This window comes from Variovorax paradoxus, from assembly GCF_029919115.1.
Lineage (GTDB): Bacteria > Pseudomonadota > Gammaproteobacteria > Burkholderiales > Burkholderiaceae_C > Variovorax > Variovorax paradoxus_O.
Window position 1 is genome coordinate 977,007 of sequence record NZ_CP123990.1, and the last position, 22,928, is coordinate 999,934.

A 22,928-nucleotide genomic window follows, 5' to 3' on the forward strand; every position below is an offset into this window, starting at 1 on the left:
AAGAAGAAGGACCCACATGGCTGAGCGTTCATTCGTCGAAGAAGTCAAGAAATTGCGGCTTTCCGGTGGGGAGGTGTTCCGCGGTGAGGGCATTCTGGCTGTCACCAAGGCCTTGCTCGAATCGGGGGTTTCCTATGTGGCCGGCTACCAGGGCGCGCCCATCTCGCACCTGATGGACGTGCTGGCCGATGCGCAGGACATCCTTGCCGAGCAGGGGATTCGCTTCGAGAACAGCGCAAGCGAAGCCACCGCCGCAGCCACGCTGGCGGCCTCGGTCAACTATCCGCTGCGCGGCGCCGTCACCTTCAAGGCCACCGTTGGCACCAACGTCGCGTCCGACGCACTGGCCAACCTGGCTTCGGGCGGCGTCACCGGCGGCGCGCTCATCATCGTGGGCGAAGACTACGGCGAAGGCTCTTCCATCATGCAGGAGCGCAGCCATGCGTTTGCGATGAAGTCGCAGATCTGGCTGCTCGATCCGCGGCCCAACCTGCCGAGCATCGTCGATGCGGTGAAAACGGGCTTCGATCTTTCCGAAGCCAGCAACACGCCCGTGATGCTGCAGCTGCGCATCCGCGCCTGCCATGTGCACGGGCACTTCGTTGCAGGCGACAACAAGCGCGCCAAGTTCACCCTGCAAGAGGCGCTGGAGAACCCGCGGCGCGACGTCAGCCGCATCGTGCTGCCGCCCGCGAGCTTTGTGCACGAACAAGAGAAGGTGAAAGACCGCTGGCCCGCCGCCGTGCGCTTCATCGAGGAGCGCCAGCTCAACGAGTTCTTCTCCGAAGACGCCGACGACATCGGCATCATCGTGCAGGGCGGCAGCTACAACACGCTGCTGCGCGCGCTGGAGCGCCTGGGCCTGGCCGACGTGTACGGCAATACCCAGGTGCCGCTCTACGTGATGAACGTGGCCTACCCGGTCATCGAGAGCGAAGTGATCCGCTTCTGCGAGGGCAAGCGTGCGGTGCTGATCGTCGAAGAGGGGCAGCCCAACTTCGTCGAACAGAACCTCGCGACCATCCTGCGGCAAGCGGGCTCCACGACTGTGCTGCACGGCAAGGACATGCTGCCCGTGGCGGGCGAATACACGGCGTCCGAGCTGCTGAAGGGTGCGCGCACCTTCTGCGAGCGCTACGAGCGGCTTGCACCGCTGCCCGTGCCTGCGCCGGTGCGCAAGGTGATCCCGCTGAAGGAAGTCGCCGCCATCGGCGTCGATGCGGCACCCGAGCCGGCCATGCCGTCCACAGCGCTCGGCGATGTCGTGCATGCGCGCCCGCCGGGCTTTTGCACCGGTTGCCCCGAGCGACCGATCTTCAGCGCGATGAAGCTGGTCGAGCGCGAACTCGGTGCGCATCATGTGAGTGCCGACATCGGCTGCCACCTGTTCTCGATCCTGCCGCCCTTCAACATCGGCAACACCACCATGGGCTACGGCCTGGGCGGTGCCGGTGCGGCGGCGCTGAATGCGCCCGCCGGCAAGCGCGCCATCTCGATGATGGGCGACGGCGGCTTCTGGCACAACGGCCTCACGAGCGGCGTGGCCAACGCGGTGTTCAACAAGAGCGACAACCTCACCATCATTGTCGACAACAACTACACCTCGGCCACCGGCGGGCAGGACATCCTTTCGTCCAACGCCATCAACAAGACGCGCAGCACCGGCCACGAGATCGAGCGTGCCGTGCGCGGCGTCGGCGTGGAGTGGGTAAAAACAATGCGACGCACCTACGACGTGGCAGGCATGCGCGACGCGCTGAAAGAAGCGCTCACCACGACCAAAAAAGGGCCGAAGGTCCTCATCGCCCAATCGGAGTGCATGCTCAACAAGCAGCGCCGCGAGAAGCCATTGGTGCGCAAGGCCATCGCCGACGGCAAGCGCATGGTGCGCGAAAAGTTCGGCGTCGATTCGGATACCTGCACCGGCGACCACTCGTGCATCCGCCTGTCGGGCTGCCCGTCGCTCTCCATCAAGCCCAACCCCGATCCGCTGCGCGTCGATCCCGTTGCCACCGTGCTCGACAGTTGCGTGGGCTGCGGAAACTGCGGGGATGTTTCGCATGCCGCCGTGCTGTGCCCGTCGTTCTACAAGGCGCAGATCGTGAGCAACCCGACAGGCTGGGACAAGCTGCGCGAACGCGTTCGCAGCGCCGTCATCGGCTGGCTGCAGCGCGGCGACGCGCGCCGCCGCGAAGCCTATGCCTTCTGAAGCGATGACGACCAAGGCCCAACCCATCAAGATCGCGATCCTCGCCATGGGCGGGGAGGGCGGCGGCGTGCTCGCCGACTGGATCGTCGACATGGGCGAGGCCAGCGGCTACGTCGCCCAGACCACCTCCGTACCAGGCGTGGCGCAGCGCACGGGCGCAACCATCTACTACGTGGAGCTCTATCCAACGGCGCAGGCCGCAGCCGATGGCGGCAGGCCCGTGCTGGCGCTGATGCCGCTGCCGGGCGACGTGGATGTGGTGCTCGCGTCCGAACTGATGGAAGCGGGCCGGGCGGTGCAGCGCGGGCTGGTCACCAGCGACCGCACCACGCTCATCGCATCCACGCACCGCGTGTTCTCCATTGCCGAGAAGAGCGCGCTGGGCGACGGCCGCGTCGACAGCACGCAGTTGCTCGCGCACACGGCCCGGGCCGCCAAGCGCTTCATCCGTTTCGACATGGCGCAGGCCGCCGAAGCCTCGGGCAGCGTGATCAGCGCGGTGCTGTTCGGCGCGCTGGCGGGATCGGGCGTGCTGCCATTCAGCCGCGCGCAGTTCGAAGCGACCATCGAGCGCGGCGGCGTGGGCGTCAAGCCCAGCCTCAAGGCCTTTGGTGGCGCATTTGCCCGCGCGCAGGCCGGCGACGATGGTGAGACACCGCCGGAAACCGCGGCGGCTGTGCCGACTCCGCAACCACGTCACCCGGCCGTGCGCGCGCTGGTCGAGCGCGTACAGCGCGACTTTCCGCCCGCGGCGCAAGACTTCCTGTTCGAAGGCGTGCGGCGCCTCATCGACTACCAGGACCCGGCCTATGCCGGCTTCTACCTCGATCGCATGGCTGCCATTGCGGCGCTGCCCGGCGACAGCGCCCACCGCCTGCTGCGCGAAACGGCTCGCCACCTCGCGCTCTGGATGTCCTACGAAGACACCGCCCGTGTCGCCGCGCTCAAGACCCGCGCCACCCGGTTCGAGCGCGTGCGCGGCGAGGCCCGCGTGCAGCCCGGCCAGGTGCTTGCCATCAACGAATACATGCATCCGCGCCTGCAGGAAATCTGCGAGACGCTGCCGGGCGGCATCGGCCGCTGGCTCATGAACTCCACATGGCCGAAGAAGCTCGTCGAGCGATTGACGCAGCACGGCCGGGTGATCCAGACCAGCTCGCTGCACGGCTACCTGGTGCTGCGCATGGTTGCGGCATGCAAGCGCTGGCGCCTTTCGACGATGCGCTATGCCGAGGAAAACCGCCGCATCGAGGAATGGCTGCAGCGCATTGCCGCCGCCGCGGGGCACAACCCTGAGCTGGCGGTGGAGCTCGCGCAGTGCCAGCGCCTCGTCAAGGGCTACAGCGACACGCATGAGCGCGGCATCCGCAACTACGACACCGTGATGCGCGCGGTGGAACGCGCCGGCCCCCGGCTCGCGCCCGCCACCCTGCGCGAACTGCGCGACGCCGCACTTGCCGACGAACACGGCCACAAGCTGCAAGCCGCGCTGGCGCAGCACGCACTGGCCTGAAGAGAAACAACGGACGCACGATGACCGCACCCACCGCCACGCTCCAGCTTCGCGTTGCCGAAGCGCGCGAACTCAATCCGCTCATCCGCATGCTGCGGCTGCGCGCGGAAGACGGCCGTCCGCTGCCCGGCTTTGCCGCCGGTGCACACATCCGCGTTCAGGTGAAGCTGCCCGATGGCAAGACCGACTGGCGCCACTATTCGCTGATCAACTTCGCGACGACGCGCAATGCGACGAACGCCCCCACGGAGTATGTGATCGCGGTGCGCAAGGAAGCCGAAGGCCGCGGTGGTTCGCGCTTCATGCACGAGCAGCTGAAAGAGGGCGACACCCTGGCCATCGAAGCGCCGAAGAACGACTTTCCGCTGCACACAGGTCCCGGCGGCTCGGTGCTGGTGGCGGGCGGCATCGGCGTGACGCCGCTGGCCACCATGGCCGCGCGCCGCCGCGCCGAAGAGGCGCCGGTGCGCATGCACTACGCCGGCCGCAGCCGCGACCTGATGGCCTTCCTGCCCGAGCTCCAGGCGCTGCTCGGCGACGACCTGCGCGTGCATGCCGATGCCGAAGCCGGCGCACCGCTCGATATCGATGCGCTGCTCGACGACGTGCCGGCCGGCGACCGCCTCTACGTCTGCGGCCCCAAGGTCATGCTCGACGCCGTGCTGGCCCGCACCCAGGCGCGCGGCTGGGTGCATGACCGCGTGCACTTCGAACTCTTTACGGAGCCGGTCGCGGAAGAGGGCGACCAGCCCTTCGAGGTGGAACTCGCCCAATCGGGCCAGCGCTTCACCGTCGCGGCCGACCAGAGCATTCTCGATTGCCTCATCGACAACGGCTGCGACCCGATGTTCGACTGCAAGCGCGGCGAATGCGGCGTGTGCGCCGTGCCAGTGCTCGAAGGCGAGATCGACCACCGCGACTACGTGCTCACGGCCCGCGAGAAGGCCGAGGGCAACGTCATGCAGATCTGCATCTCGCGCGCCAAGGGTGTGCGCCTGGTGCTCGACATGTGAAGGAGCCACGAGAACCATGCCTTCGTACCGAGACAACCCCGAAGCCGTGCGCGCACTCGTGCAGAACGACCGCGTGCACCGCGACCTGTACACCAGCCAGGAACTCTTCGAGTTGGAACAGGAGCACTTCTTCGCCAACACCTGGAACTACGTCGGGCACGAGAGCCAGCTGCCCAAGCCCGGCGACTGGATCAGCAACGAAATTGCCGGCCGTCCGCTGATCGTCGTGCGCCACACCGACGGCAGCGTGCGCGCAATGATGAACCGCTGCGCCCACAAGGGTTCGCGCCTGGTGAGCGCACCGTGCGGCAACACCGGCAAGTTCTTTCGCTGCCCGTACCACGCATGGACCTTCAAGACCGACGGCTCGCTGCTGGCGATTCCGCTGAAGACCGGTTACGAGAACACGGCGCTGCACGAGTGCGAGTCGGCCAAGGGCCTTACCACGCTGAAGCATGTGCGCAGCCACCGCGGCTTCATCTTCGTGAAGATCAACGATGCGGGACCCGACTTCGACGAGTACTTCGGTGATTCGCTGAGCTCCATCGACAACATGGCCGACCGCTCGCCCGAAGGCGAGCTCGAGATTGCCGGCGGTTGCCTGCGTTTCATGCATCAGTGCAACTGGAAGATGTTCGTCGAGAACCTCAACGACACGATGCACCCCATGGTGGCGCACGAATCGTCGGCCGGCACTGCAAAGCGCATGTGGGCCGACAAGCCCGCCGACGAGCCCAAGCCCATGGCCGTGGAGCAGTTCGTGCCTTTCATGTCCGACTACAAGTTCTTCGAGGACATGGGCATTCGCACCTACGACCACGGCCACAGCTTCACGGGCGTGCACTTCAGCATCCACAGCAAGTACAAGGCAATTCCCGAGTACGACGACGCCATGAAGGCGCGCTACGGCGAAGAGAAGACCGCGCAGATCCTCGGCATGGCGCGGCACAACACCGTGTACTACCCGAACCTCACCATCAAGGGTGCGATCCAGGCAATCCGCGTGGTGAAGCCGATCTCTGCCGACAAGACGCTGATCGAGAGCTGGACCTTCCGCCTGAAGGGTGCGCCGCCCGAGCTGCTGCAGCGCACCACCATGTACAACCGGCTCATCAACTCGCCGTTCTCGGTGGTCGGGCATGACGACCTGCAGGCCTACCGCGGCATGCAGGCCGGGCTGCACGCGAGCGGCAACGAGTGGGTCAGCCTGCATCGCGACTACGACCCGTCGGAGCTGAAGGGCGGCGAGATCACCACGGGCGGCACCAACGAACTGCCGATGCGCAACCAGTACCGCAGTTGGGTGCAGCGCATGACGGAGACGATGTGATGGCCGGCACCGATATCACTCGCCAGGACTTGATCGACTTCGTCGTGAACGAAGCGCGCCTGCTCGACACGCGCCGCTATGAGGAGTGGAACGCGCTCTTCACCGACGACGCCTTCTACTGGGTGCCCCTCGTGCCCGACCAGGAAGACGGGCTCAACCACACCTCGCATCTTTACGAAGACAAGCTGCTGCGCGAACTGCGCATCGAGCGCCTCAAGAGCCCGCGTGCCTTTTCGCAGCAGCCGCCGAGCCGCTGCCACCACTTGCTGCAGTTGCCGGTGGTCGAGACTTTCGACGCCGAAGGCAACCGCTTCGTGGTGCGCACCGAGTTCCACTACACCGAATCGCAGGGCGACGAACTGCAGTTCTACGTCGGCACCTTCTTCCACTACCTCACGGTGCAAGATGGCGCGCTGCGCATGACGCTCAAGCGCGTGAACCTGCTCAACTGCGACGCGGCGCTGCCCGCCGTGCAGCTCTTCATCTAGGGACGCGATGCAAGACTCCACCGTTTTCGCCACCGTCCATCAAGTCTTTGCGGCAACTGCCAAGCGCACGCCGCAGGCCGAGTTCTTGTTCACCGAGTCGGTGACCGCTGCCGCCTACGGCATTCCGGCCGGTGCCATCCGCTGGGGCGAGGCAGCCGCCGAGGTCGAGCGGCTTCGCACTGCCTACGCGAACGCCGGCTACGGCCATGGCCACCGCGTCGGCCTGCTGCTGGAGAACCGGCCCGCGTTTCTCTTCCACTGGTTCGCGCTCAACGCGCTGGGCGTGAGCGTGGTGCCGATCAATGCAGAGATGCGGTCGGCGGAACTGGTGTACCTGATCGGCCACAGCGAAATCGGCCTGGCGGTGACGCTGCCTGAGCGCGCGAATGATCTGCGCACAGCCGCTGCGCAAGCCGGCGTGCCCTTCGAGACCATGGGACCCGAAGACGCGGTGCCGAGCGCCAAGGTCGCCGCGCCGCGGTCGCACGAACCCATCGGCGCCGGCACCGAATGCGGCCTGCTCTACACGTCAGGCACAACTGGCCGACCCAAGGGTTGCATCCTGAGCAACGCCTACTTCCTCCGTGCGGGCGAGTGGTACGCGGCGCTCGATGGCGTCTGCAGCATCCGGCCCGATGCCGAGCGCGTCATCACCCCATTGCCGCTCAACCACATGAACGCGATGGCGTTCTCCACCATGGTGGTGCTGGTGGCAGGCGGCTGCCTGGTGCAGCTCGACCGGTTTCACCCGAGGACATGGCTTGCAAGCGCTCGCGAGAGCGGCGCGACCATCGTTCACTACCTGGGCGTGATGCCTGCGATGCTGCTGTCGGCCCCGCGATCTGCCGCAGACCGCGACCATGCGATCCGCTGGGGCTTCGGCGCCGGTGTGGACCGAAAGAACCACGCACCCTTCGAGGAGCGCTTCGGCTTTCCGCTGGTGGAGGCGTGGGCCATGACCGAGACCGGCGCGGCCGCCTGCATCATGGCCAACCGCGAGCCGCGCTTGGTGGGCACGAGCTGCTTCGGCCGGCAGGAAAACTTCGTGCAGATCCGCCTCGTGGGCGAGGACGGCAGCGACGTCGGTACCGACGCTCCGGGTGAACTGCTCGTGCGCTCGGCCGGAGACGACCCGAAACGCTACTTCTTCTCCGGCTACCTGAAAGACGACGAGGCCACGCGCGAAGCCTGGGCGGACGGCTGGTTCCACACCGGTGACCTCGTGCGCCGCGACGCCGAAGGAAACTTCTTCTTCGTCGACCGCAAGAAGAACGTGATCCGCCGCAGCGGCGAGAACATCTCCGCCGTCGAGGTCGAGAGCGTGCTCAACCAGCATCCGGCGGTGAAGACCTCCGCCGTGGCCGCAACGCCCGATGCGGTGCGCGGCGACGAGGTGCTGGCTTGCATCGTGATGCGCGAGGGCGCCGATGCCGCGCAGCGCGAGCAGATCGCCGCGAGCATCGTGCAGCACGCGCTCGCGCAGCTGGCCTACTACAAGGCGCCGGGCTACGTCGCCTTCGTCGACGCGCTGCCGCTCACGCCGTCGCAGAAGATCCAGCGCGGGCAGTTGCGAGAGATGGCGCAGTCGCTGCCGGGGCAGGGCCACTGCATCGACACCCGCTCGATGAAGAAAAGACAAGTGGGGCAGGCATGACCAGGCAACGGCTCTCCTACGAAGGCGTTGCGGTCGCCGTGCCCATCACGGTGCCCTACGTGCGTTATTCCACCCGCACCGCGCACTGGTTCATCGGCCAGGCCATCGAGGCGCTGGTCGAATCCAGCGGCGTTGCCAAGGAACAGATCGACGGCCTGTGCCTCAGCAGCTTCTCGCTCGCGCCCGACACGGCCGTGGGCGTCACTCAGCACTTGGGGCTTTCGCCGCGCTGGCTCGACCACGTGCCCACCGGCGGTGCCTCGGGCGTGATGTGCCTGCGCCGCGCCGCGCGCGCCGTGCAGGCGGGCGATGCCGACATCGTCGCCTGCGTGGGCGCCGACACCAACCATGTCGACTCCTTCCGCCAGACGCTCGGCAGCTTCAGCAACTTTGCGCGCGATGCGAGCTACCCCTACGGCTCGGGCGGACCGAACTCGATCTTCGCGTTCATCACCGCCAACTACATGCGCACCTACGGCGCCAGGCGCGAAGACTTCGGCCGCATCTGCGTGGACCAGCGCACCAATGCGCTCGGCAATCCGAATGCGATGTTCAAGAAGGCGCTGACGCTGGACGAATACATGGCTGCGCGGCCGATCTCCGACCCCATCCACCTCTTCGACTGCGTGATGCCCTGCGCCGGCGCCGACGCCTTCCTGGTGATGAGCGAGGAGCGCGCGCGCGACCTGGGCCTGCCGCACGCGGTGATCCGCGGCGCCATCGAGCGCCATAACGCCTATGCCGAAGACCCGGTGATGGTGCAGGGCGGCTGGCGCATGGACCGCGACGACCTGTATGCACAGGCCGGCGTCCAGCCCGCACAACTCGACTTCGTGCAGACCTACGACGACTACCCCGTCATCGTGATGATGCAGTTCGAAGACCTGGGCTTCTGCGAGAAGGGTGAGGGCCCCGCCTTCGTGCAGGCCCACACGATGACTTTCGACGGCAGCTTTCCGAACAACACGAGCGGTGGGCAGCTTTCAGCCGGGCAGGCCGGCGCGGCAGGCGGTTTCCTCGGCATGGTCGAGGCGATCCGCCAGCTGACCGGCCAAGCCGGCAAGCGCGCGGTACCCGACGCGCAGCTGGGCCTCGTTGCGGGCTTCGGCATGGTGACCTACGACCGATGCCTGTGCACAGGCGCGGTCATCCTGGGGAGACCCGCATGACGATGCCTTTGATGCGCCCCCCGCGCAAGAACCCGGTGCTGCGCACACGGCAGATGAACCTGCCGCCCGGCGCGCGCGGCCGCGTGGCGCTCGGCCTCACGGCGGCCGCAGCCGAAGGCCGCTTCGAGCTGCAGACCTGCGAAGACTGCGGCACCGTGCAGTACCCGCCGCGCGAGGTCTGCCACAAGTGCCTCTCCGCCGCGCTGCGCTGGCGCACGCAGAGCGGCGAGGGCGAACTGCTCGGCAGCACCACGCTGCACCACAGCAACGACCTGTTCTTCCGCGAGCGGTTGCCCTGGCGGCTGGGCCTGGTGCACCTGGATGCCGGCCCGACGCTCATGGTCCACCTGCATGGGGAGGTCGGCGATGCGCCCCAGCGCGTCCGTGTCGGCGCCCGGCTCGACCGCGCAGGCCAGGCCGTTCTCATTGGTTTTCCGAATGAAGGGAGTCCCCACATGGCCGACGACAAGATGCTGCGCGAGATGACCAGCGACCCGAAGTTCCGCAAGGTGCTGGTGACCGACGGCAAGACCGAAACCGGCCAGGCCATCGTGCGTGCGCTGGTGAAGGCCGGTGCCGACATCGTCTGGGTCGGCCACGCCGAGCCGTGGAAAAAGGTGGGCGACGGGCTCGACGACATCTCGGCTCTGCCGCAGGTCACGCTCGTGCCGCTCGACCTCACCAACGGCCGCCAGGTGACCGAGCTTGCAGGCTCCATCGGCGGCAAGGTCGACATCGTGATCAACAACGCCGAGGTGCACCGCACCTTCGGCATCGGCGCGCGCCGCGGCACCGATGTGGCCAAGGCCGAGATGGACATCAACTACTTCGGCCTGCTGCGCCTCGCGCAAGAGTTCGGCCCTGCGCTCAAGGGCCGCTCGGCCGACGGTGCAACGGGCGCGACCGCATGGGTCAACCTGCTGTCGATCTACGCGCTCAGCAACTTCCCGCCGCACGGCACCTTCAGCGCCTCGAAGGCTGCGGCGCACTCGCTTGCGCAGTGCCTGCGCGCAGAGATGCGCCCCGCCGGCATCCGCGTGATCAACGTGTTCCCCGGCCCCATCGACGACGAATGGAACCAGCACACCCCGCCGCCCAAGCTGGCGCCCACCGCGCTGGCCAACGCCATCGTCAAGGCGCTGCGCGATGGGGTCGAAGACGTGTACCCCGGCGACGTGGCACAGGAGTGGCTGGAGCGCTGGCGCGACAACCCCAAGGTGCTCGAACGCGAACTCGCGGCGGGCGGCTGAGAACAGGAGCCACACAATGACAACCACCACCGAACTGATGTCCGCCGCCGAAATCCTCGGCGGCCTGGTGACCGCCATGGCGAGCGGCCGCATCCGCGTGATCGACCTCACGCAGACGCTCACACCCGAGTTCCCGCAGATCGCATTGCCGCCTGAGATGGGCCAATGCTGGCCCTTCCGCATCGAGGAAGTGTCGAAGTACGACGAGCGCGGCCCGGCCTGGTACTGGAACAACTTTTCGTGCGGCGAGCACACCGGCACCCACTTCGATGCGCCGATCCACTGGATCTCGGGCCGCGACCTGCCGAACAACTCGGTCGACACCATTCCCGTGCAGCACTTCGTGGCGCCGGCCTGCGTGATCGACTGCTCGGCCGACGTGCAGACCAACGACGACTACCTGCTGAGCGTGGCCGACATCGAGCGCTACGAGGCCGCGCACGGCCGCATTCCCAAAGGTGCCTGGGTGCTGATGCGCACCGACTGGTCCAAGCGCAGCGACCCCGAGGCGTATCAGAACTTCGACGAGACCGGCCAGCACACGCCCGGCCCGAGCACCGAGGCCGTGCGCTTCCTGGTGGAGCAGCGCGACGTGCTGGGCTTCGGCTCCGAGGCCATCGGCACCGATGCCGGGCAGGGCTATCACTTGCGCCCGCCGTATCCGTGCCACTACTACATGCACGGCGCGGGGCGCTACGGCCTGCAGTGCCTGAGCAACCTCGACCTGCTGCCGCCATCGGGTGCGGTGCTGATCTGCCCGCCGCTCAAGATCGAGAAGGGCAGCGGCAGCCCGCTGCGCGTGCTCGCGCTGGTGGGAGCACACGCATGACGCCGAAGGTCGCAGCGGTTACCGGCGGCAGCGCCGGCATCGGCAAGGCGATCTGCGAAGACCTGCTCGCGCAGGGCTACGAAGTGGTCTCGCTCGCGCGCCGCAAGGCCGAGATCGATCACCCGAAGCTGCACAGCATCGAGGTCGACCTGGGCGATCGGGCGGCGACGGGCGGGGCGGTGCGCGAGCTGGTCGCGCGCTTCGAACCGACCACCATCGTGCACAACGCCGGCGTGATCCGCGCCGCGCTTCTGCCTGAGGTGAAGCTGGACGATCTCGATGCGCTCGTCGACCTGCACCTGGGCTGTGCGATCCAGCTCGTGCAAGGTGCATTGCCCGCGATGCGTGCACAGCGCTTCGGCCGCGTGGTGCTGCTCTCGTCTCGCGCGGCGTTGGGCCTGGCCACCCGCACCAGCTATTCCGCGACCAAGGCCGGCATGCTGGGCATGGCACGCACCTGGGCGCTCGAGCTCGCGGCGGACGGCATCACGGTGAACGTGGTCGCGCCCGGTCCTATCCGCACCGACATGTTCTACGACGTGGTCGAGGCCGGCAGCGAGAAGGAACGCGCGCTCGCGGCCTCAGTGCCCGTCAAGCGCCTCGGCGAATCGGCCGACGTGGCACGCGCCGTGCGTTTCTTCGCCGCGCCCGAGAACAGCTTTGTCACCGGGCAGGTCTTGTACGTCTGCGGCGGCACCAGCGTCGGCAGCCTTGCCCTCTAGTTTTTCAGCGTTCGTTTCGTCACTCATAACACCCTGGAGCACCGCCATGAAAGTCCTGAACCGAATTCGCACCCTTGCGGCCATTGCCGCGGGCCTCGGCGCACTCAGCGCCGCCAGCGCATGGGCCGCAGATCTCAAGGTCGGCTTCATCACGTCGCTTTCGGGGCCGGTGTCGTCGCTCGGCATTCCCTATGAAAAGGGCATGAAGGCCGCGCTCGCCTACAAGGCCGACCTCGGCGGCCGCAAGATCCAGCTGGTGCAGCTGGACGATGCGTCCGACCCGACGACGGCCGCGCGCAACGCCCGCAAGATGATCGACGAGGACAAGGTCGACGTCATCATCGGCACCGCGGGCTCTCCGGGCGCACTGGCCATTGCCGGCGTGGCGCGTGAAACGAAGACGCCGCTGATCTCCATCGCCAACGCCAACCTGCCAGGCGAAGAGGGCGCATGGATGGTCACGCTGCCGCAGCCCGCGCCGTTGATGGTGAGCGCGGTGGTCGAGCGCATGAAGAAGTCGGGCGTGAAGACGGTGGGCTACATCGGCTTTTCGGACGCGTGGGGCGACCTTGTGTACGGCGCGTTGCAAAAGAGCGCGGAGCCGGCCGGCATCAAGATCGTGTCGAACGAGCGCTATGCGCGTGGCGATTCGTCGGTGACCGGCCAGGTGCTGAAGATCGTCGCGCTGCGCCCCGATGCGGTGATTACCGGAACCTCGGGCACGCCCGGCGCGCTGCCCTACCTGGCACTCGCGGAGCGCGGCTACAAGGGCCAGATCTACGGCATGCACGCGCTGATCAACCCCGACTTCGTGCGTGTGGGCGGTGCGTCGGTCGAGGGCTTGCTGGCCCCCACCGGGCCGGTGATCGTGGCGGAGCAGTTGCCCAGCGAGAACCCGATCCGCAAGGTGTCGATGGACTTCCGCGCGGCCTACCAGAAGGCCAACGGCGCACCGCCGACCGATGCCTTCTCTGCCTACACCTTCGATGCATGGCTGCTGTACCTCGACGCGGCGCAACGTGCACTTGCCACCAAGGCGGAGCCGGGCACGCCGCAGTTTCGCGAAGCGCTGCGCGACGCCATCGTGAGCACCAAGGAGCTGGTGGGCACGCACTCGGTCTACAACTTCAAGCCGAACGACCGCTATGGCTCCGATGAGCGTTCACGTGTTGTCGTGAAGCTCGAGAAGGGCCAGTGGAAGCTGGTTCCCTGAGATGAGGCCTTGTTTTTCCCACGAAGCAACGCAAGCCGGAGCAACCAAGATGAAACAGAACCTAGTTCGAGTCCTCGGCCTCGCCACAGTCGCAATGGCAGCCGCGCAAGCCATGGCAGCCGACCTGAAGATCGGCTTCATCAGCTCGCTTTCAGGTCCTGTCGCGGCGCTGGGCGTGCCGTACGAAAAGGGCATACGCGCAGCCATTGCAGAGCATCCGGAAATCGGCGGCCGCAAGGTCCAGCTCATCGTGCTCGACGATGCCTCCGACCCCACGACCGCGGGGCGCAACGCACGCAAGCTCGTGACTGAAGACAAGGTCGACGTGCTCATCGGCACATCCGGCGTGCCGGGCGCAATGGCCATTGCCTCCGTGGCGCGCGAACTCAACACGCCGCTCATCTCGCCCACGCCCGTGACCATTGCCGGCCCCGAGGGCGCGTGGACCGTGACCGTGTCGCAGCCGTTCCCGCTCATGGTCGCGGGCGTGGTGGAGCGCATGCAGAAGTCTGGCGTGAAAACGGTGGCCTTCATCGGCTTTTCCGATGCGCTCGGCGACCTGGCCTACGACTCGCTTGTGAAGAGCGCCGACAAGGCCGGTATCAAGGTGGTGGCCAACGAGCGCTATGCGCGCAGCGATTCCTCGGTGGCAGGGCAAGTGCTGAAGATCGTCGCGGCCCGACCCGATGCCGTGTTCGCGGGCAACTCCGGCACGCCCGGTGCGCTGCCCTACATCGCGCTTGCCGATCGCGGCTACAAGGGCAAGATCTACGGCACGCACGGGCTTATCAATGCCGACTTCGTACGCGTGGGCGGCGCCTCCATCGAAGGCCTGCAGGTGCCGAGCGGCCCGGTGCTCGTGGCCGACCAGCTGCCTGACAGCAATCCCATCAAGAAGGTGTCGATGGGCTTTCGCAACGCCTACCACAAGGTGAACGGTGCGGTGCCTACCGATGCTTTCTCCTCGTACACCTACGACGCCTACCTGCTGCTGGCCGATGCCGCCTCGCGCACCAAGGGCGAGCCGGGCACGCCGCAGTACCGCACGGCTCTGCGCGACGCCATCGTGAGTACGAAGGAGCTGGTGGGCACGCATGGCATCTACACCTTCAAGCCGGACGACCGCTATGGCTCCGACCAGCGCGGCGTGGTGATCGTGCAGATGAACAAGGGCCAGTGGAAGCTGGTTCCCTGATAGAAAAACCGAGCGCCGCCGATGACCAGCTACCGCCATCATCCCGACCGCATTGCCGCCCTGGTGCAGGACGACCGCGTTCACCGCGACCTGTACCTGAGCGAGGAGATCTTTGCGCTCGAGCAGGAGCGCCTGTTCGCGAACACCTGGGTCTTTCTCGGCCATGCGAGCCAGGTGCCGGAGGCGGGCGATTTCGTGACGCAGGAGGTCGCAGGCCGGCCGCTTCTTATGGTGCGGCAGCCCGACGGCGCGGTGCATGTCATGTACAACCGCTGCGCGCACAAGGGCACGCAGCTGGTCACGGATGAATGCGGCAACACTGGCCGCTTCTTCCGCTGTCCCTACCACGCATGGACCTACAAGCTCGACGGCGCGCCGCTCGGCCTGCCTCTGAAGAACGGCTACGAGGGAACCCAGCTCAAGGCTTGCGAATCGGGGCAGGGGCTGTCGGTGGTGAAGCACGTGAAGGTGTACCGCGACTTCGTCTTCGTGCGCCTCTCCGAGGCCGGCCTCTCATTCGAAGATTACTTCGGCGAGGTGCTCGGCGCCATCGACAACATGGTCGACCGCTCGCCGGAAGGCAAGCTCACCGTCGGCGGCGGCGTGCTGCGCAACATCGTCCATTGCAACTGGAAGATGTACCTCGAGAACATCAACGACACGGTGCATCCGATGTCCACGCACGAGTCGGCCACCAAGGCGGCCGAGGCGCTGTGGGAAGGCCACGCGCCCACCGATCCCAAGCCCATGGCGATGGAGCAGATCCTCCCCTTCGGTTCGGGCTACGAATTCTTCGACAAGATGGGTGGCCGCGTGTTCGCCAACGGGCACAGCGTGCTGGGAGTGAACTTCAGCATTCACTCCAACTACGCGCAGTTGCCTGAGTACGAAGCAGCGATGCAGGCCGCGCACGGCGCCGAGCGCGCGGCCGACATCCTGCAGCGCTCGCCACAGAACTCGGTCCTGTATCCGAGCCTTTCGGTGAAGGGCTCTCCGCAAGCTATTCGTGTGATCCGTCCGTTGGCCGCTGATCGCACGCTGATCGAAGCCTGGAGCTTCCGCGCAGCGGGCGCGCCGGCGCTGCTCTTCGAGCGGGCGATGAGCTACAACCGGCTCGTTTTCTCGCCGATGTCGGTGGTGGCGCACGACGACGTGCACCTGTTCGAAAGCATCCAGCAGGGGCTGCGCGCCGGCGGAAACGAGTGGGTGAGCCTGCACCGCAACTTCGACGCGGCCGAGCTCGCGCAAGCCACCATCACCACCAACGGCACCAACGAGCTGCTCATGCGCAACCAGTTCCGCGCCTGGGCGAAGGCGATGGCTTCGGAGGTGGCAGCATGACCGGCGATCCGCGCGATTTTGTCGCCCATGAGGCCGCATTGCTCGACGAACGGCGCTTCGACGACTGGCTGGCGCTCTTTGCCGACGACGGCCACTACTGGGTTCCATTGCTTGGCGCCGCGCAGGCCGATCCGTTCTCCCACAACTCGCTGGCCTACGAAGACCGGCTGCTGCTGCAGCTGCGTGTGGACCGGCTGAAGAATCCGCGCGCCCATTCGCAGCACCCCGCAAGCCACAGCCAGCATGTGCTCCAGCCCTCGCGCATCGAGAGCGAGACCGGCGACGAGGTGCGTCTTCGCACGCCGTTCCTCTACGTCGAGGCGCGCGGCGAATCCCAGATCTTGCTGAGCGGCACGACCCGCCACCACCTGGCGCGGACGCCCTCGGGCTGGCGCATCCGCGAGAAGCGCGTCGACCTGCTCAACGCTGCGCGCGCTCTGCCCGCCATTCAGTTGTTCATCTGAGTTTCCGTTCCTTCCATTCTTTCTCACTGGAGCTACGACATGAAGAGCCTGATGCTGACCTTGACGCGCGGTGCCATCGCCGCGGCGCTGACTGCCTGCGGCGTTGCGAGCGCGCTTGCGGCCGACCTCAAGGTCGGCCTGAGCGTCTCGCTCTCGGGCCCCAACTCTTCGCTGGGCGTGCCGTATGCGAAGGGCATGCAGGCCGCGCTGGCCTACAAGCCCGAGATCAATGGCCGCAAGGTGCAGCTCATCGTGCTGGACGACGGCTCGGACCCGACGACCGCCGGGCGCAATGCGCGCAAGCTCGTCGAAGAAGAGAAGGTCGACGTGCTCATGGGCACGTCGGGCGTGCCGGCCGCCATCGCAATGGCTCAGGTGGGCCGCGATGCGAAGACGCCGATGATCGGCCTCACGCCGATCCTGCTCGATCCGAGCGAGAACTCGTGGGTCATGACGGTCGCGCAGCCCACGCAGCTGATGATCGATGCGGTGGTCGAGCGCATGAAGCGCAACAACGTCAAGACGGTGGGCTACATCGGTTTTACCGACGCCTGGGGCGACCTGGTCTACAACGCGCTCATGAAGGCCGCGCCCGAAGCCGGCATCAAGGTGGTGAGCAACGAACGCTACGCGCGCGCCGATGCCTCGGTGACCGGGCAGGTGCTGAAGATCGTCGCGCTGCGGCCCGATGCAGTGATGACCGGCGGCGCCGGCACGCCGGGCGCATTGCCGTTCCTTGCGCTGCAGGAGCGCGGCTACAAGGGCGGCGTGTACGGGCAGCACGGCCTCATCAACCCCGACTTCGTGCGCGTGGTCGGTGCCTCCGGACAGAACGCACTGATGCCCACCGGCCCGGTGATCGTCGCCGAGCAGTTGCCCGACAACTACCCCACCAAGAAGATCGCGACCGATTTCCGCGCGGTGTTCCAGAAGGTGAACAACGCGCCGACCAGCGATGCCTTCTCCGCCTATTCCTTCGACGGCTGGCTGGTGTTTGCAGATGCCGCCTCGCGGGCCATGAAAAAGGCCGAGCCGGGCACGGCGGAGTTTCGTGTCGCGCTGCGGGATGCCATCTTCAGCACCAAGGAAGTGGTGGGCACGCACGGCGTGTACAGCTTCAAGCCCGGCAGCCTCTACGGTGTGGACGAGCGCGCCCGCGTGATCGTCAAGCTCGACAACGGCCAATGGAAGCTCGCCCCCTGAGCGGCCCGCTCTTTCGCAAACGACAAGAACGACGAACAAGAAGATGAAAGCAATGCCTGAGGTTTTCCTATGACGTGGGACGTCGCGCTGATTCTCATCACCGACGGCCTCGCCAACGGTGCCGTCTATCTGCTGGCCGGGCTCGGGCTGGTGCTGATCTTTTCCGTCACGCGGGTGGTGTTCGTGCCGTTCGGCGACATCGCAGCCTTTGCCGCACTGTCGCTCGCGGCTTTCGAAACCGGCCGTGTGCCGCCGACCATCGGCATGGTGGCCGTGCTCACGGCGCTGGCGCTGGCAACGGAAGTCGGAAGCCTGCTGCGGCGCGGCGAAGCCGCTCGCATTCCCAAGGCGGTGCTCATGTGGGGCGTGCTGCCCGCGATTCCGTGTGTGCTTGCCTGGCTTGCGGCGCGGCCCGGTGTGCCGGTGGCGGTGCATATCGCGGTGGCGGTGCTGCTGGTGGTGCCCATTGCACCGCTGCTCGCACGCGTGGTGTTCCAGCCGATTGCCGATGCGTCGGTGCTGGTGCTGCTGATCGTTTCGCTGGCGCTGCACTTCCTGCTCTCGGGCCTGGGCTTGCTGTTCTTCGGCCCTGAAGGCTCGCGCACCACGCCGCTCACGAGTGCGGTGTTCACCCTGGGCGACGGGTTCACGGTCAGCGGCCAGGTGGTGCTGATGGTGGGCGCGGCCATTGTGCTGAGCGGGCTGTTCTTCCTGGTGTTCGAGCGCACTGTGGCCGGCAAGGCGCTGCGCGCCACGGCCGTGAACCGGGTGGGTGCGCGGCTGGTCGGCATCCGGCCGGTGCGCACGGCGCTGCTGGCCTACGGCTGTGCCTCGCTGCTGGCCGGTCTCATCGGTGTGCTGATCGCGCCGGTAACGACCATGTACTACGACTCGGGTTTCATCATCGGCTTGAAAGCCTTCGTCGCCGCGATCATCGGCGGGCTCGTGAGCTACCCGATGACGGCCGTGGGCGCACTCGCGGTCGGCGTGGTGGAAAGCTTCGCATCGTTCTGGAGCGGTGCGCTGAAAGACGTGATCGTGTTCAGCCTGCTCATACCGGTGCTCATGCTGCGCTCCTTCATGGCCGCGCACTCCGAAGAGGAAGAAGACGAGGTGGACCAATGATGAACGGCAACCGCAAACGCATGGGCTGGATCGCCCTCGTGGTCGTCGTGCTGGCGCTGGTGCCGGCGGTGGCGGGCAGCTTCACGGTTTCGTTGCTCAACGACATCGGCATCGGCGCGCTGGTGGCGCTCGGGCTGGTGCTGCTCACCGGCGTGGGCGGCGCAACCTCTTTCGGTCAGGCGGCCTTCGTGGGCATTGCGGCCTATGCCACGGCGTGGCTCACGACCACGCAGGGCATGTCGCCATGGATCGGCCTCTTGTTCGCGCTGCTGCTCACCGGACTCTCGGCGCTTGCCATCGGCATGCTCACGCTGCGGCTCGGCGGGCACTTCCTGCCGCTGAGCACCATCGCGTGGGGGTTGTCTATCGCAATGCTGTTCGGCAACGTCGATGCGCTCGGGCGCCACACAGGGCTGTCGAACATTCCGGCGCTGCAAGTCGCGCGCTGGTCGCTGGCCGATCCGCGGTCGATGTACTACCTGATCTGGGTGGTGGTCGGGCTGGCGTGCCTGTTCAGCCACAACCTGCTGCAGTCGCGCCCCGGCCGTGCGATTCGCGGGCTGCGCGGCGGCGCCACGCTGCTGGCGAGCGTGGGGGCCGATGCATACCGCGTGCGGCTCACGCTCTTTGTCACGGCCGCGCTCTTTGCGGGGCTGGCGGGTTGGCTCTATGCGCACATGAACCGCTTCGTGAGCCCGTCGCCCTTCGACGTGCGCGCAAGCATCGAGTACCTGCTGATGGCGGTGGCCGGCGGGCTCGGGCAGCTGGCGGGCGCATTGGTGGGAGCGGCCCTGGTGCTGGTGCTGAAGAACGGCCTGCAGGACGTGCTGCCCATGCTCACCCAGCGCGCCGGGCAACTGGAAGCCGTGGCTTTCGCAACGCTCTTCATCCTGCTGCTGCACTTTGCGCGCGGCGGTCTCATGGGCTTGCTGAGGCGCTGGACGCGCCGCAAGGGCGGCACCCAGGGTTCGTCGCGCTACGACGCGCCCACGGTCGATCCGCTTCCGCATCGCCAACTGCCCGCGCGCGGCACGCAGGTGCTGTCGGTGAAAGGTGCGGTCAAGCGCTTCGGCGGTCTGGTGGCGGTGAACGATGTGAGCTTCGAGGTGAACGCGGGAGAAATCATCGGCCTGATCGGACCCAACGGCGCGGGCAAGTCGACGATGTTCAACCTGCTGACCTGCACGCTGCCGATGAGCGCGGGCCAGGTGCGCTTTCTGGAGCATGACATCGCCGGCATGCCGCAGCGGCAGGTGGCGCGGCTGGGGCTGGCGCGTACCTTCCAGCACGTGAAGCTGCGGCCGCACATGAGCCTGCTCGACAACGTGGCGCTGGGCGCGCATTCGCGCACGCGCTCGGGTGTCTTGAAGGCCGGCCTGCGGCTGGACCGCACCGAGGAAAAGCAGATCCTGCAGGAGGCGCAGCGCCAGCTAGACCGCATCGGCCTGGGCGACCGCGCGCACGAGCTCGCAGGCAGCCTGCCGCTGGGCACGCAGCGCATTCTCGAAATTGCGCGCGCCCTGGCTGCAGACCCGGTGCTGCTGGTGCTCGACGAGCCCGCGGCCGGCCTGCGCCGCAAGGAAAAGATGGCGCTCGGCGACCTGCTGCGCAAGCTGCGCGAAGAGGGCGTGACCATCCTGATCGTCGAACACGACATGGACTTCGTGATGAAACTGGTGGACCGGCTGGTGGTGATGAACTTCGGCTCCAAGCTCGTGGAGGGCGTGCCGTCCGCGGTGCGCGCGGACGAGCGTGTGCAGGCGGCTTACCTGGGGAGCGTTGTATGAGCGCCGCACGGCCGCCCGAAGGCGCGGGCCCCCTTCAGGGGGTACGCGAAGTACATGCAGTGACAAGCCTGGGGGTGACGAAATGAGCGCGATGCTGGAGATCGGCGACCTGCATGTGTCGTATGGGCAGGTCGAGGCGGTGCGCGGCGTGTCGCTCGACCTGCAGCCCGGGCAGATCATCTCGGTGATCGGGCCCAACGGCGCGGGCAAGACCACGCTGCTGGCCGCCGCCATGGGCCTGCTGCCCTGCAAGGGCACGCTGCGCTTCGAGGGCGAAGACCTGCAAGGGCTCGATGTGGAGGCGCGCGTGGAGCGCGGACTGTGCCTGGTGCCCGAGAAGCGCGAGCTGTTCGGCGAGCTCACCGTGCTGGACAACCTGCAGCTCGGCGCCTATGCCAAGCGGCTGCGCGGCGATGCAATGAAGAAGCGGCTGCAATCGGTGTACGACCGCTTTCCGCGGCTCGCGGAGCGCCGCGCGCAGCGCGCCGACACGCTCTCGGGCGGCGAACGCCAGATGCTGGCGGTGGGCCGCGCCCTGATGTCGGCGCCGCGCCTGCTGATGCTCGACGAGCCCAGCCTCGGCCTGGCACCGCTCATCGTGCGGGACATTCTCACCATCGTGCGCAAGCTGCGCGAAGACGGCGTGTCGATCCTGCTGGTGGAGCAGAACGCGCGCGCGGCGCTCGAAACCTCGGACCACGGCTACGTGCTCGAAACCGGCGAGATCGCGCTTTCAGGCGCTTCGGCCGAACTGGCGAGCGACCCGCGGGTGCAGGCCACCTATCTTGGCGGAGGCACGCACGATGACGAGTGAGCCGCGCGCGATGCCTCCGGCGCAGCGCACGCTGCCGGCCATGCTGCAGCGGCAGGCGGCGATGTTCGGTGCGCGCCCATTGCTGCGCATTGCGGGCTCTCGCTGGTCGCACGCCGATGCGGCAGAAGCAGCGGGCGCTCGCGCCGGCGCACTCGCGCAAGCGGGCATCGAGCGCGGAGACCGCGTGGCCGTGATGTGCGGCAACCGCATCGAGTTTCTTGAAACCTTTTTCGGTGCCGGTTGGATCGGTGCTTCGACGGTGCCGGTCAACACTGCCTCGATGGGGCCGCAGATCGAGTACTTCCTTTCACACAGCGAAGCGAAGCTGCTGGTCATCGAAGCCGGGTTTCTGAGCCGCCTGCAGGCGGCCGACCTCGGCCGAACGAAGCTCAAGGAAATCTGGATCGTCGGCGAGGCTGCTGAAGGCGATTCCGCCGCGTGGCTGGCACCGGCCAGCGTGCGCGTGCTGGCGTATCCCTCCGGCGGCCCGGCTGCTGCGCCGGCCGACGTGCAGCCCGGCGATCCGCTCGCCATTCTGTATACCTCTGGCACCACGGGTCCCGCCAAGGGCGTGGTCTGCCCGCATGCGCAGTATTTCTGGTGGGGCGTGAACAGCGCCGAGGTACTCGGCGTGGCGGCGGACGACGTGTTGTGCACCACGCTGCCGCTCTTTCACATCAACGCGCTCAACACCTTTGCGCAAGCCGCGCTCACGGGCTCCGAGGTCGTCTTTGAAACACGCTTCTCGGCCTCGGGCTTCTGGCCTTCGATGCATGCGAACGGCGCCACCGTGGTCTACCTGCTGGGTGCCATGGTGCCGATACTGCTCGCGCAATCCGTGGGCGAGGGCGAGCGCAACCATCGCGTACGCATCGGCCTCGGCCCCGGCGTGCCCGACGCCGCGGGCAAGGCGTTTTTCGAGCGCACCGGCGTGCGCCTGCTCGAAGGCTATGGCTCCACCGAAACCAACTTTGCCATTGCCACCGCGCCTGATTCGCCACGCGGCGGCGTCATGGGGTGGCTGCGGCCCGGCTTCCAGGCGCGCGTTGCCGACGAAAGCGATGCGGAGCTGCCCGCCGGAGAGGCTGGCGAGTTGCTGCTGCGCGCGGACGAACCTCATGCCTTCGCAAGCGGCTACTTCAACATGCCAGAGAAGACGGTCGAGGCCTGGCGCAATCTGTGGTTTCACACCGGCGACCGCGTGGTGCGCGATGCCGACGGAGCCTTCAGGTTTGTCGACCGCATCAAGGATGCGATTCGCAGGCGCGGCGAAAACATTTCTTCGTTCGAAGTCGAGCAGGTGCTGTTGAGCCATCGCAGCGTTGCGTCTTGCGCGGTGTACCCGGTGCGTTCGGAACTGGCGGAAGACGAAGTCATGGCCGCGCTGGTGCCGCGCGAGGGCGAGCGCATCGATCCGCTGGAACTGATGAGCTTCTGCGAGAGCCGCCTGCCGTATTTTGCGGTGCCTCGCTATGTCGATGTATTGCCCGACTTGCCGCGCACCGAGAACGGCAAGGTTCAGAAGTTCAAGCTGCGCGAGCGCGGTGTCGGCGCGCAGACCTGGGACCGTGCGCTGAACAAGCGATAAGCCACATTCGCTAGAATAGTT

The 22,928-nt window shown here is 66.9% G+C and carries 19 protein-coding genes; all 19 read left to right on the forward strand.

Annotation, left to right across the window (positions count from 1 at the left end; all coding sequences use genetic code 11):
- Positions 1 to 16: 16 nt before the first annotated feature.
- The 19 genes from QHG62_RS04675 to QHG62_RS04765 all read left to right on the forward strand — a co-directional run bounded on the left by QHG62_RS04675 (position 17) and on the right by QHG62_RS04765 (position 22,907).
- Positions 17 to 2,209, forward strand: coding sequence for an indolepyruvate ferredoxin oxidoreductase subunit alpha (locus QHG62_RS04675; RefSeq protein WP_281149677.1), 2,193 nt, complete (start codon positions 17 to 19; stop codon positions 2,207 to 2,209).
- A gap of 4 nt (positions 2,210 to 2,213) precedes the next feature.
- Positions 2,214 to 3,722 carry an indolepyruvate oxidoreductase subunit beta family protein gene (locus QHG62_RS04680; RefSeq protein ID WP_281149678.1) on the forward strand — a complete coding sequence of 503 codons (1,509 nt, stop codon included), beginning with the start codon at positions 2,214 to 2,216 and terminating at the stop codon, positions 3,720 to 3,722.
- Between the two features lie 20 nt (positions 3,723 to 3,742).
- Positions 3,743 to 4,735: a PDR/VanB family oxidoreductase gene (locus QHG62_RS04685; protein WP_281149679.1), complete on the forward strand. Its 993-nt coding sequence runs from the start codon at positions 3,743 to 3,745 to the stop codon at positions 4,733 to 4,735.
- Between the two features lie 16 nt (positions 4,736 to 4,751).
- Positions 4,752 to 6,065, forward strand: a complete 1,314-nt coding sequence (locus tag QHG62_RS04690; protein ID WP_281149681.1) for an aromatic ring-hydroxylating dioxygenase subunit alpha — start codon at positions 4,752 to 4,754, stop codon at positions 6,063 to 6,065.
- On the forward strand, positions 6,065 to 6,553 hold the full coding sequence (locus QHG62_RS04695; protein WP_258504880.1) for an aromatic-ring-hydroxylating dioxygenase subunit beta: 489 nt from the start codon (positions 6,065 to 6,067) through the stop codon (positions 6,551 to 6,553). The genes QHG62_RS04690 and QHG62_RS04695 overlap by 1 nt, the downstream gene beginning before the upstream one ends.
- Positions 6,554 to 6,560: 7 nt before the next feature.
- The gene (locus QHG62_RS04700) at positions 6,561 to 8,207 is read left to right on the forward strand and encodes an AMP-binding protein (RefSeq protein ID WP_281149682.1); all 1,647 of its coding nucleotides are present in this window, start codon (positions 6,561 to 6,563) and stop codon (positions 8,205 to 8,207) included.
- A complete protein-coding gene (locus QHG62_RS04705) occupies positions 8,204 to 9,376 on the forward strand; it encodes a thiolase family protein (RefSeq protein ID WP_281149683.1) in 1,173 nt (390 codons plus the stop codon). Before QHG62_RS04700 ends, QHG62_RS04705 begins: the two co-directional genes overlap by 4 nt.
- The gene (locus tag QHG62_RS04710) at positions 9,373 to 10,626 is read left to right on the forward strand and encodes an SDR family NAD(P)-dependent oxidoreductase (RefSeq protein WP_281149684.1); all 1,254 of its coding nucleotides are present in this window, start codon (positions 9,373 to 9,375) and stop codon (positions 10,624 to 10,626) included. The genes QHG62_RS04705 and QHG62_RS04710 overlap by 4 nt, the downstream gene beginning before the upstream one ends.
- 16 nt (positions 10,627 to 10,642) lie before the next feature.
- Positions 10,643 to 11,455 (forward strand): cyclase family protein, encoded by an 813-nt coding sequence (locus QHG62_RS04715; RefSeq protein ID WP_281149685.1) that lies wholly within the window; start codon positions 10,643 to 10,645, stop codon positions 11,453 to 11,455.
- Positions 11,452 to 12,177, forward strand: a complete 726-nt coding sequence (locus QHG62_RS04720) for an SDR family NAD(P)-dependent oxidoreductase (protein WP_281149686.1) — start codon at positions 11,452 to 11,454, stop codon at positions 12,175 to 12,177. The genes QHG62_RS04715 and QHG62_RS04720 overlap by 4 nt, the downstream gene beginning before the upstream one ends.
- Positions 12,178 to 12,223: 46 nt before the next feature.
- Positions 12,224 to 13,390 (forward strand): ABC transporter substrate-binding protein, encoded by a 1,167-nt coding sequence (locus QHG62_RS04725; protein WP_281149687.1) that lies wholly within the window; start codon positions 12,224 to 12,226, stop codon positions 13,388 to 13,390.
- 49 nt (positions 13,391 to 13,439) lie between these two features.
- Positions 13,440 to 14,585 (forward strand): ABC transporter substrate-binding protein, encoded by a 1,146-nt coding sequence (locus QHG62_RS04730; RefSeq protein ID WP_281149688.1) that lies wholly within the window; start codon positions 13,440 to 13,442, stop codon positions 14,583 to 14,585.
- Between the two features lie 21 nt (positions 14,586 to 14,606).
- A complete protein-coding gene (locus QHG62_RS04735) occupies positions 14,607 to 15,926 on the forward strand; it encodes an aromatic ring-hydroxylating dioxygenase subunit alpha (protein ID WP_281149689.1) in 1,320 nt (439 codons plus the stop codon).
- On the forward strand, positions 15,923 to 16,390 hold the full coding sequence (locus QHG62_RS04740) for an aromatic-ring-hydroxylating dioxygenase subunit beta (protein ID WP_281149690.1): 468 nt from the start codon (positions 15,923 to 15,925) through the stop codon (positions 16,388 to 16,390). Before QHG62_RS04735 ends, QHG62_RS04740 begins: the two co-directional genes overlap by 4 nt.
- A gap of 39 nt (positions 16,391 to 16,429) precedes the next feature.
- Positions 16,430 to 17,593: an ABC transporter substrate-binding protein gene (locus QHG62_RS04745; protein WP_281149691.1), complete on the forward strand. Its 1,164-nt coding sequence runs from the start codon at positions 16,430 to 16,432 to the stop codon at positions 17,591 to 17,593.
- A 69-nt stretch (positions 17,594 to 17,662) separates the two neighbouring features.
- Positions 17,663 to 18,718 carry a branched-chain amino acid ABC transporter permease gene (locus tag QHG62_RS04750; protein ID WP_281149692.1) on the forward strand — a complete coding sequence of 352 codons (1,056 nt, stop codon included), beginning with the start codon at positions 17,663 to 17,665 and terminating at the stop codon, positions 18,716 to 18,718.
- On the forward strand, positions 18,718 to 20,505 hold the full coding sequence (locus tag QHG62_RS04755; RefSeq protein WP_281151501.1) for a branched-chain amino acid ABC transporter ATP-binding protein/permease: 1,788 nt from the start codon (positions 18,718 to 18,720) through the stop codon (positions 20,503 to 20,505). Before QHG62_RS04750 ends, QHG62_RS04755 begins: the two co-directional genes overlap by 1 nt.
- A gap of 82 nt (positions 20,506 to 20,587) precedes the next feature.
- Complete coding sequence (locus tag QHG62_RS04760; RefSeq protein WP_281149693.1) at positions 20,588 to 21,319, forward strand: ABC transporter ATP-binding protein; 732 nt, start codon at positions 20,588 to 20,590, stop codon at positions 21,317 to 21,319.
- On the forward strand, positions 21,309 to 22,907 hold the full coding sequence (locus QHG62_RS04765; protein WP_281149694.1) for an ATP-dependent acyl-CoA ligase: 1,599 nt from the start codon (positions 21,309 to 21,311) through the stop codon (positions 22,905 to 22,907). The genes QHG62_RS04760 and QHG62_RS04765 overlap by 11 nt, the downstream gene beginning before the upstream one ends.
- The last annotated feature ends 21 nt before the right edge of the window (positions 22,908 to 22,928 follow it).

Bases quoted from the DNA above. Each gene is read 5' to 3' on its own strand.
- QHG62_RS04675 (WP_281149677.1), top strand. From the start codon at position 17: ATGGCTGAGCGTTCATTCGTCGAAGAAGTCAAGAAATTGCGGCTTTCC.
- QHG62_RS04680 (WP_281149678.1), top strand. From the start codon at position 2,214: ATGACGACCAAGGCCCAACCCATCAAGATCGCGATCCTCGCCATGGGC.
- QHG62_RS04685 (WP_281149679.1), top strand. From the start codon at position 3,743: ATGACCGCACCCACCGCCACGCTCCAGCTTCGCGTTGCCGAAGCGCGC.
- QHG62_RS04690 (WP_281149681.1), top strand. From the start codon at position 4,752: ATGCCTTCGTACCGAGACAACCCCGAAGCCGTGCGCGCACTCGTGCAG.
- QHG62_RS04695 (WP_258504880.1), top strand. From the start codon at position 6,065: ATGGCCGGCACCGATATCACTCGCCAGGACTTGATCGACTTCGTCGTG.
- QHG62_RS04700 (WP_281149682.1), top strand. From the start codon at position 6,561: ATGCAAGACTCCACCGTTTTCGCCACCGTCCATCAAGTCTTTGCGGCA.
- QHG62_RS04705 (WP_281149683.1), top strand. From the start codon at position 8,204: ATGACCAGGCAACGGCTCTCCTACGAAGGCGTTGCGGTCGCCGTGCCC.
- QHG62_RS04710 (WP_281149684.1), top strand. From the start codon at position 9,373: ATGACGATGCCTTTGATGCGCCCCCCGCGCAAGAACCCGGTGCTGCGC.
- QHG62_RS04715 (WP_281149685.1), top strand. From the start codon at position 10,643: ATGACAACCACCACCGAACTGATGTCCGCCGCCGAAATCCTCGGCGGC.
- QHG62_RS04720 (WP_281149686.1), top strand. From the start codon at position 11,452: ATGACGCCGAAGGTCGCAGCGGTTACCGGCGGCAGCGCCGGCATCGGC.
- QHG62_RS04725 (WP_281149687.1), top strand. From the start codon at position 12,224: ATGAAAGTCCTGAACCGAATTCGCACCCTTGCGGCCATTGCCGCGGGC.
- QHG62_RS04730 (WP_281149688.1), top strand. From the start codon at position 13,440: ATGAAACAGAACCTAGTTCGAGTCCTCGGCCTCGCCACAGTCGCAATG.
- QHG62_RS04735 (WP_281149689.1), top strand. From the start codon at position 14,607: ATGACCAGCTACCGCCATCATCCCGACCGCATTGCCGCCCTGGTGCAG.
- QHG62_RS04740 (WP_281149690.1), top strand. From the start codon at position 15,923: ATGACCGGCGATCCGCGCGATTTTGTCGCCCATGAGGCCGCATTGCTC.
- QHG62_RS04745 (WP_281149691.1), top strand. From the start codon at position 16,430: ATGAAGAGCCTGATGCTGACCTTGACGCGCGGTGCCATCGCCGCGGCG.
- QHG62_RS04750 (WP_281149692.1), top strand. From the start codon at position 17,663: ATGACGTGGGACGTCGCGCTGATTCTCATCACCGACGGCCTCGCCAAC.
- QHG62_RS04755 (WP_281151501.1), top strand. From the start codon at position 18,718: ATGAACGGCAACCGCAAACGCATGGGCTGGATCGCCCTCGTGGTCGTC.
- QHG62_RS04760 (WP_281149693.1), top strand. From the start codon at position 20,588: ATGAGCGCGATGCTGGAGATCGGCGACCTGCATGTGTCGTATGGGCAG.
- QHG62_RS04765 (WP_281149694.1), top strand. From the start codon at position 21,309: ATGACGAGTGAGCCGCGCGCGATGCCTCCGGCGCAGCGCACGCTGCCG.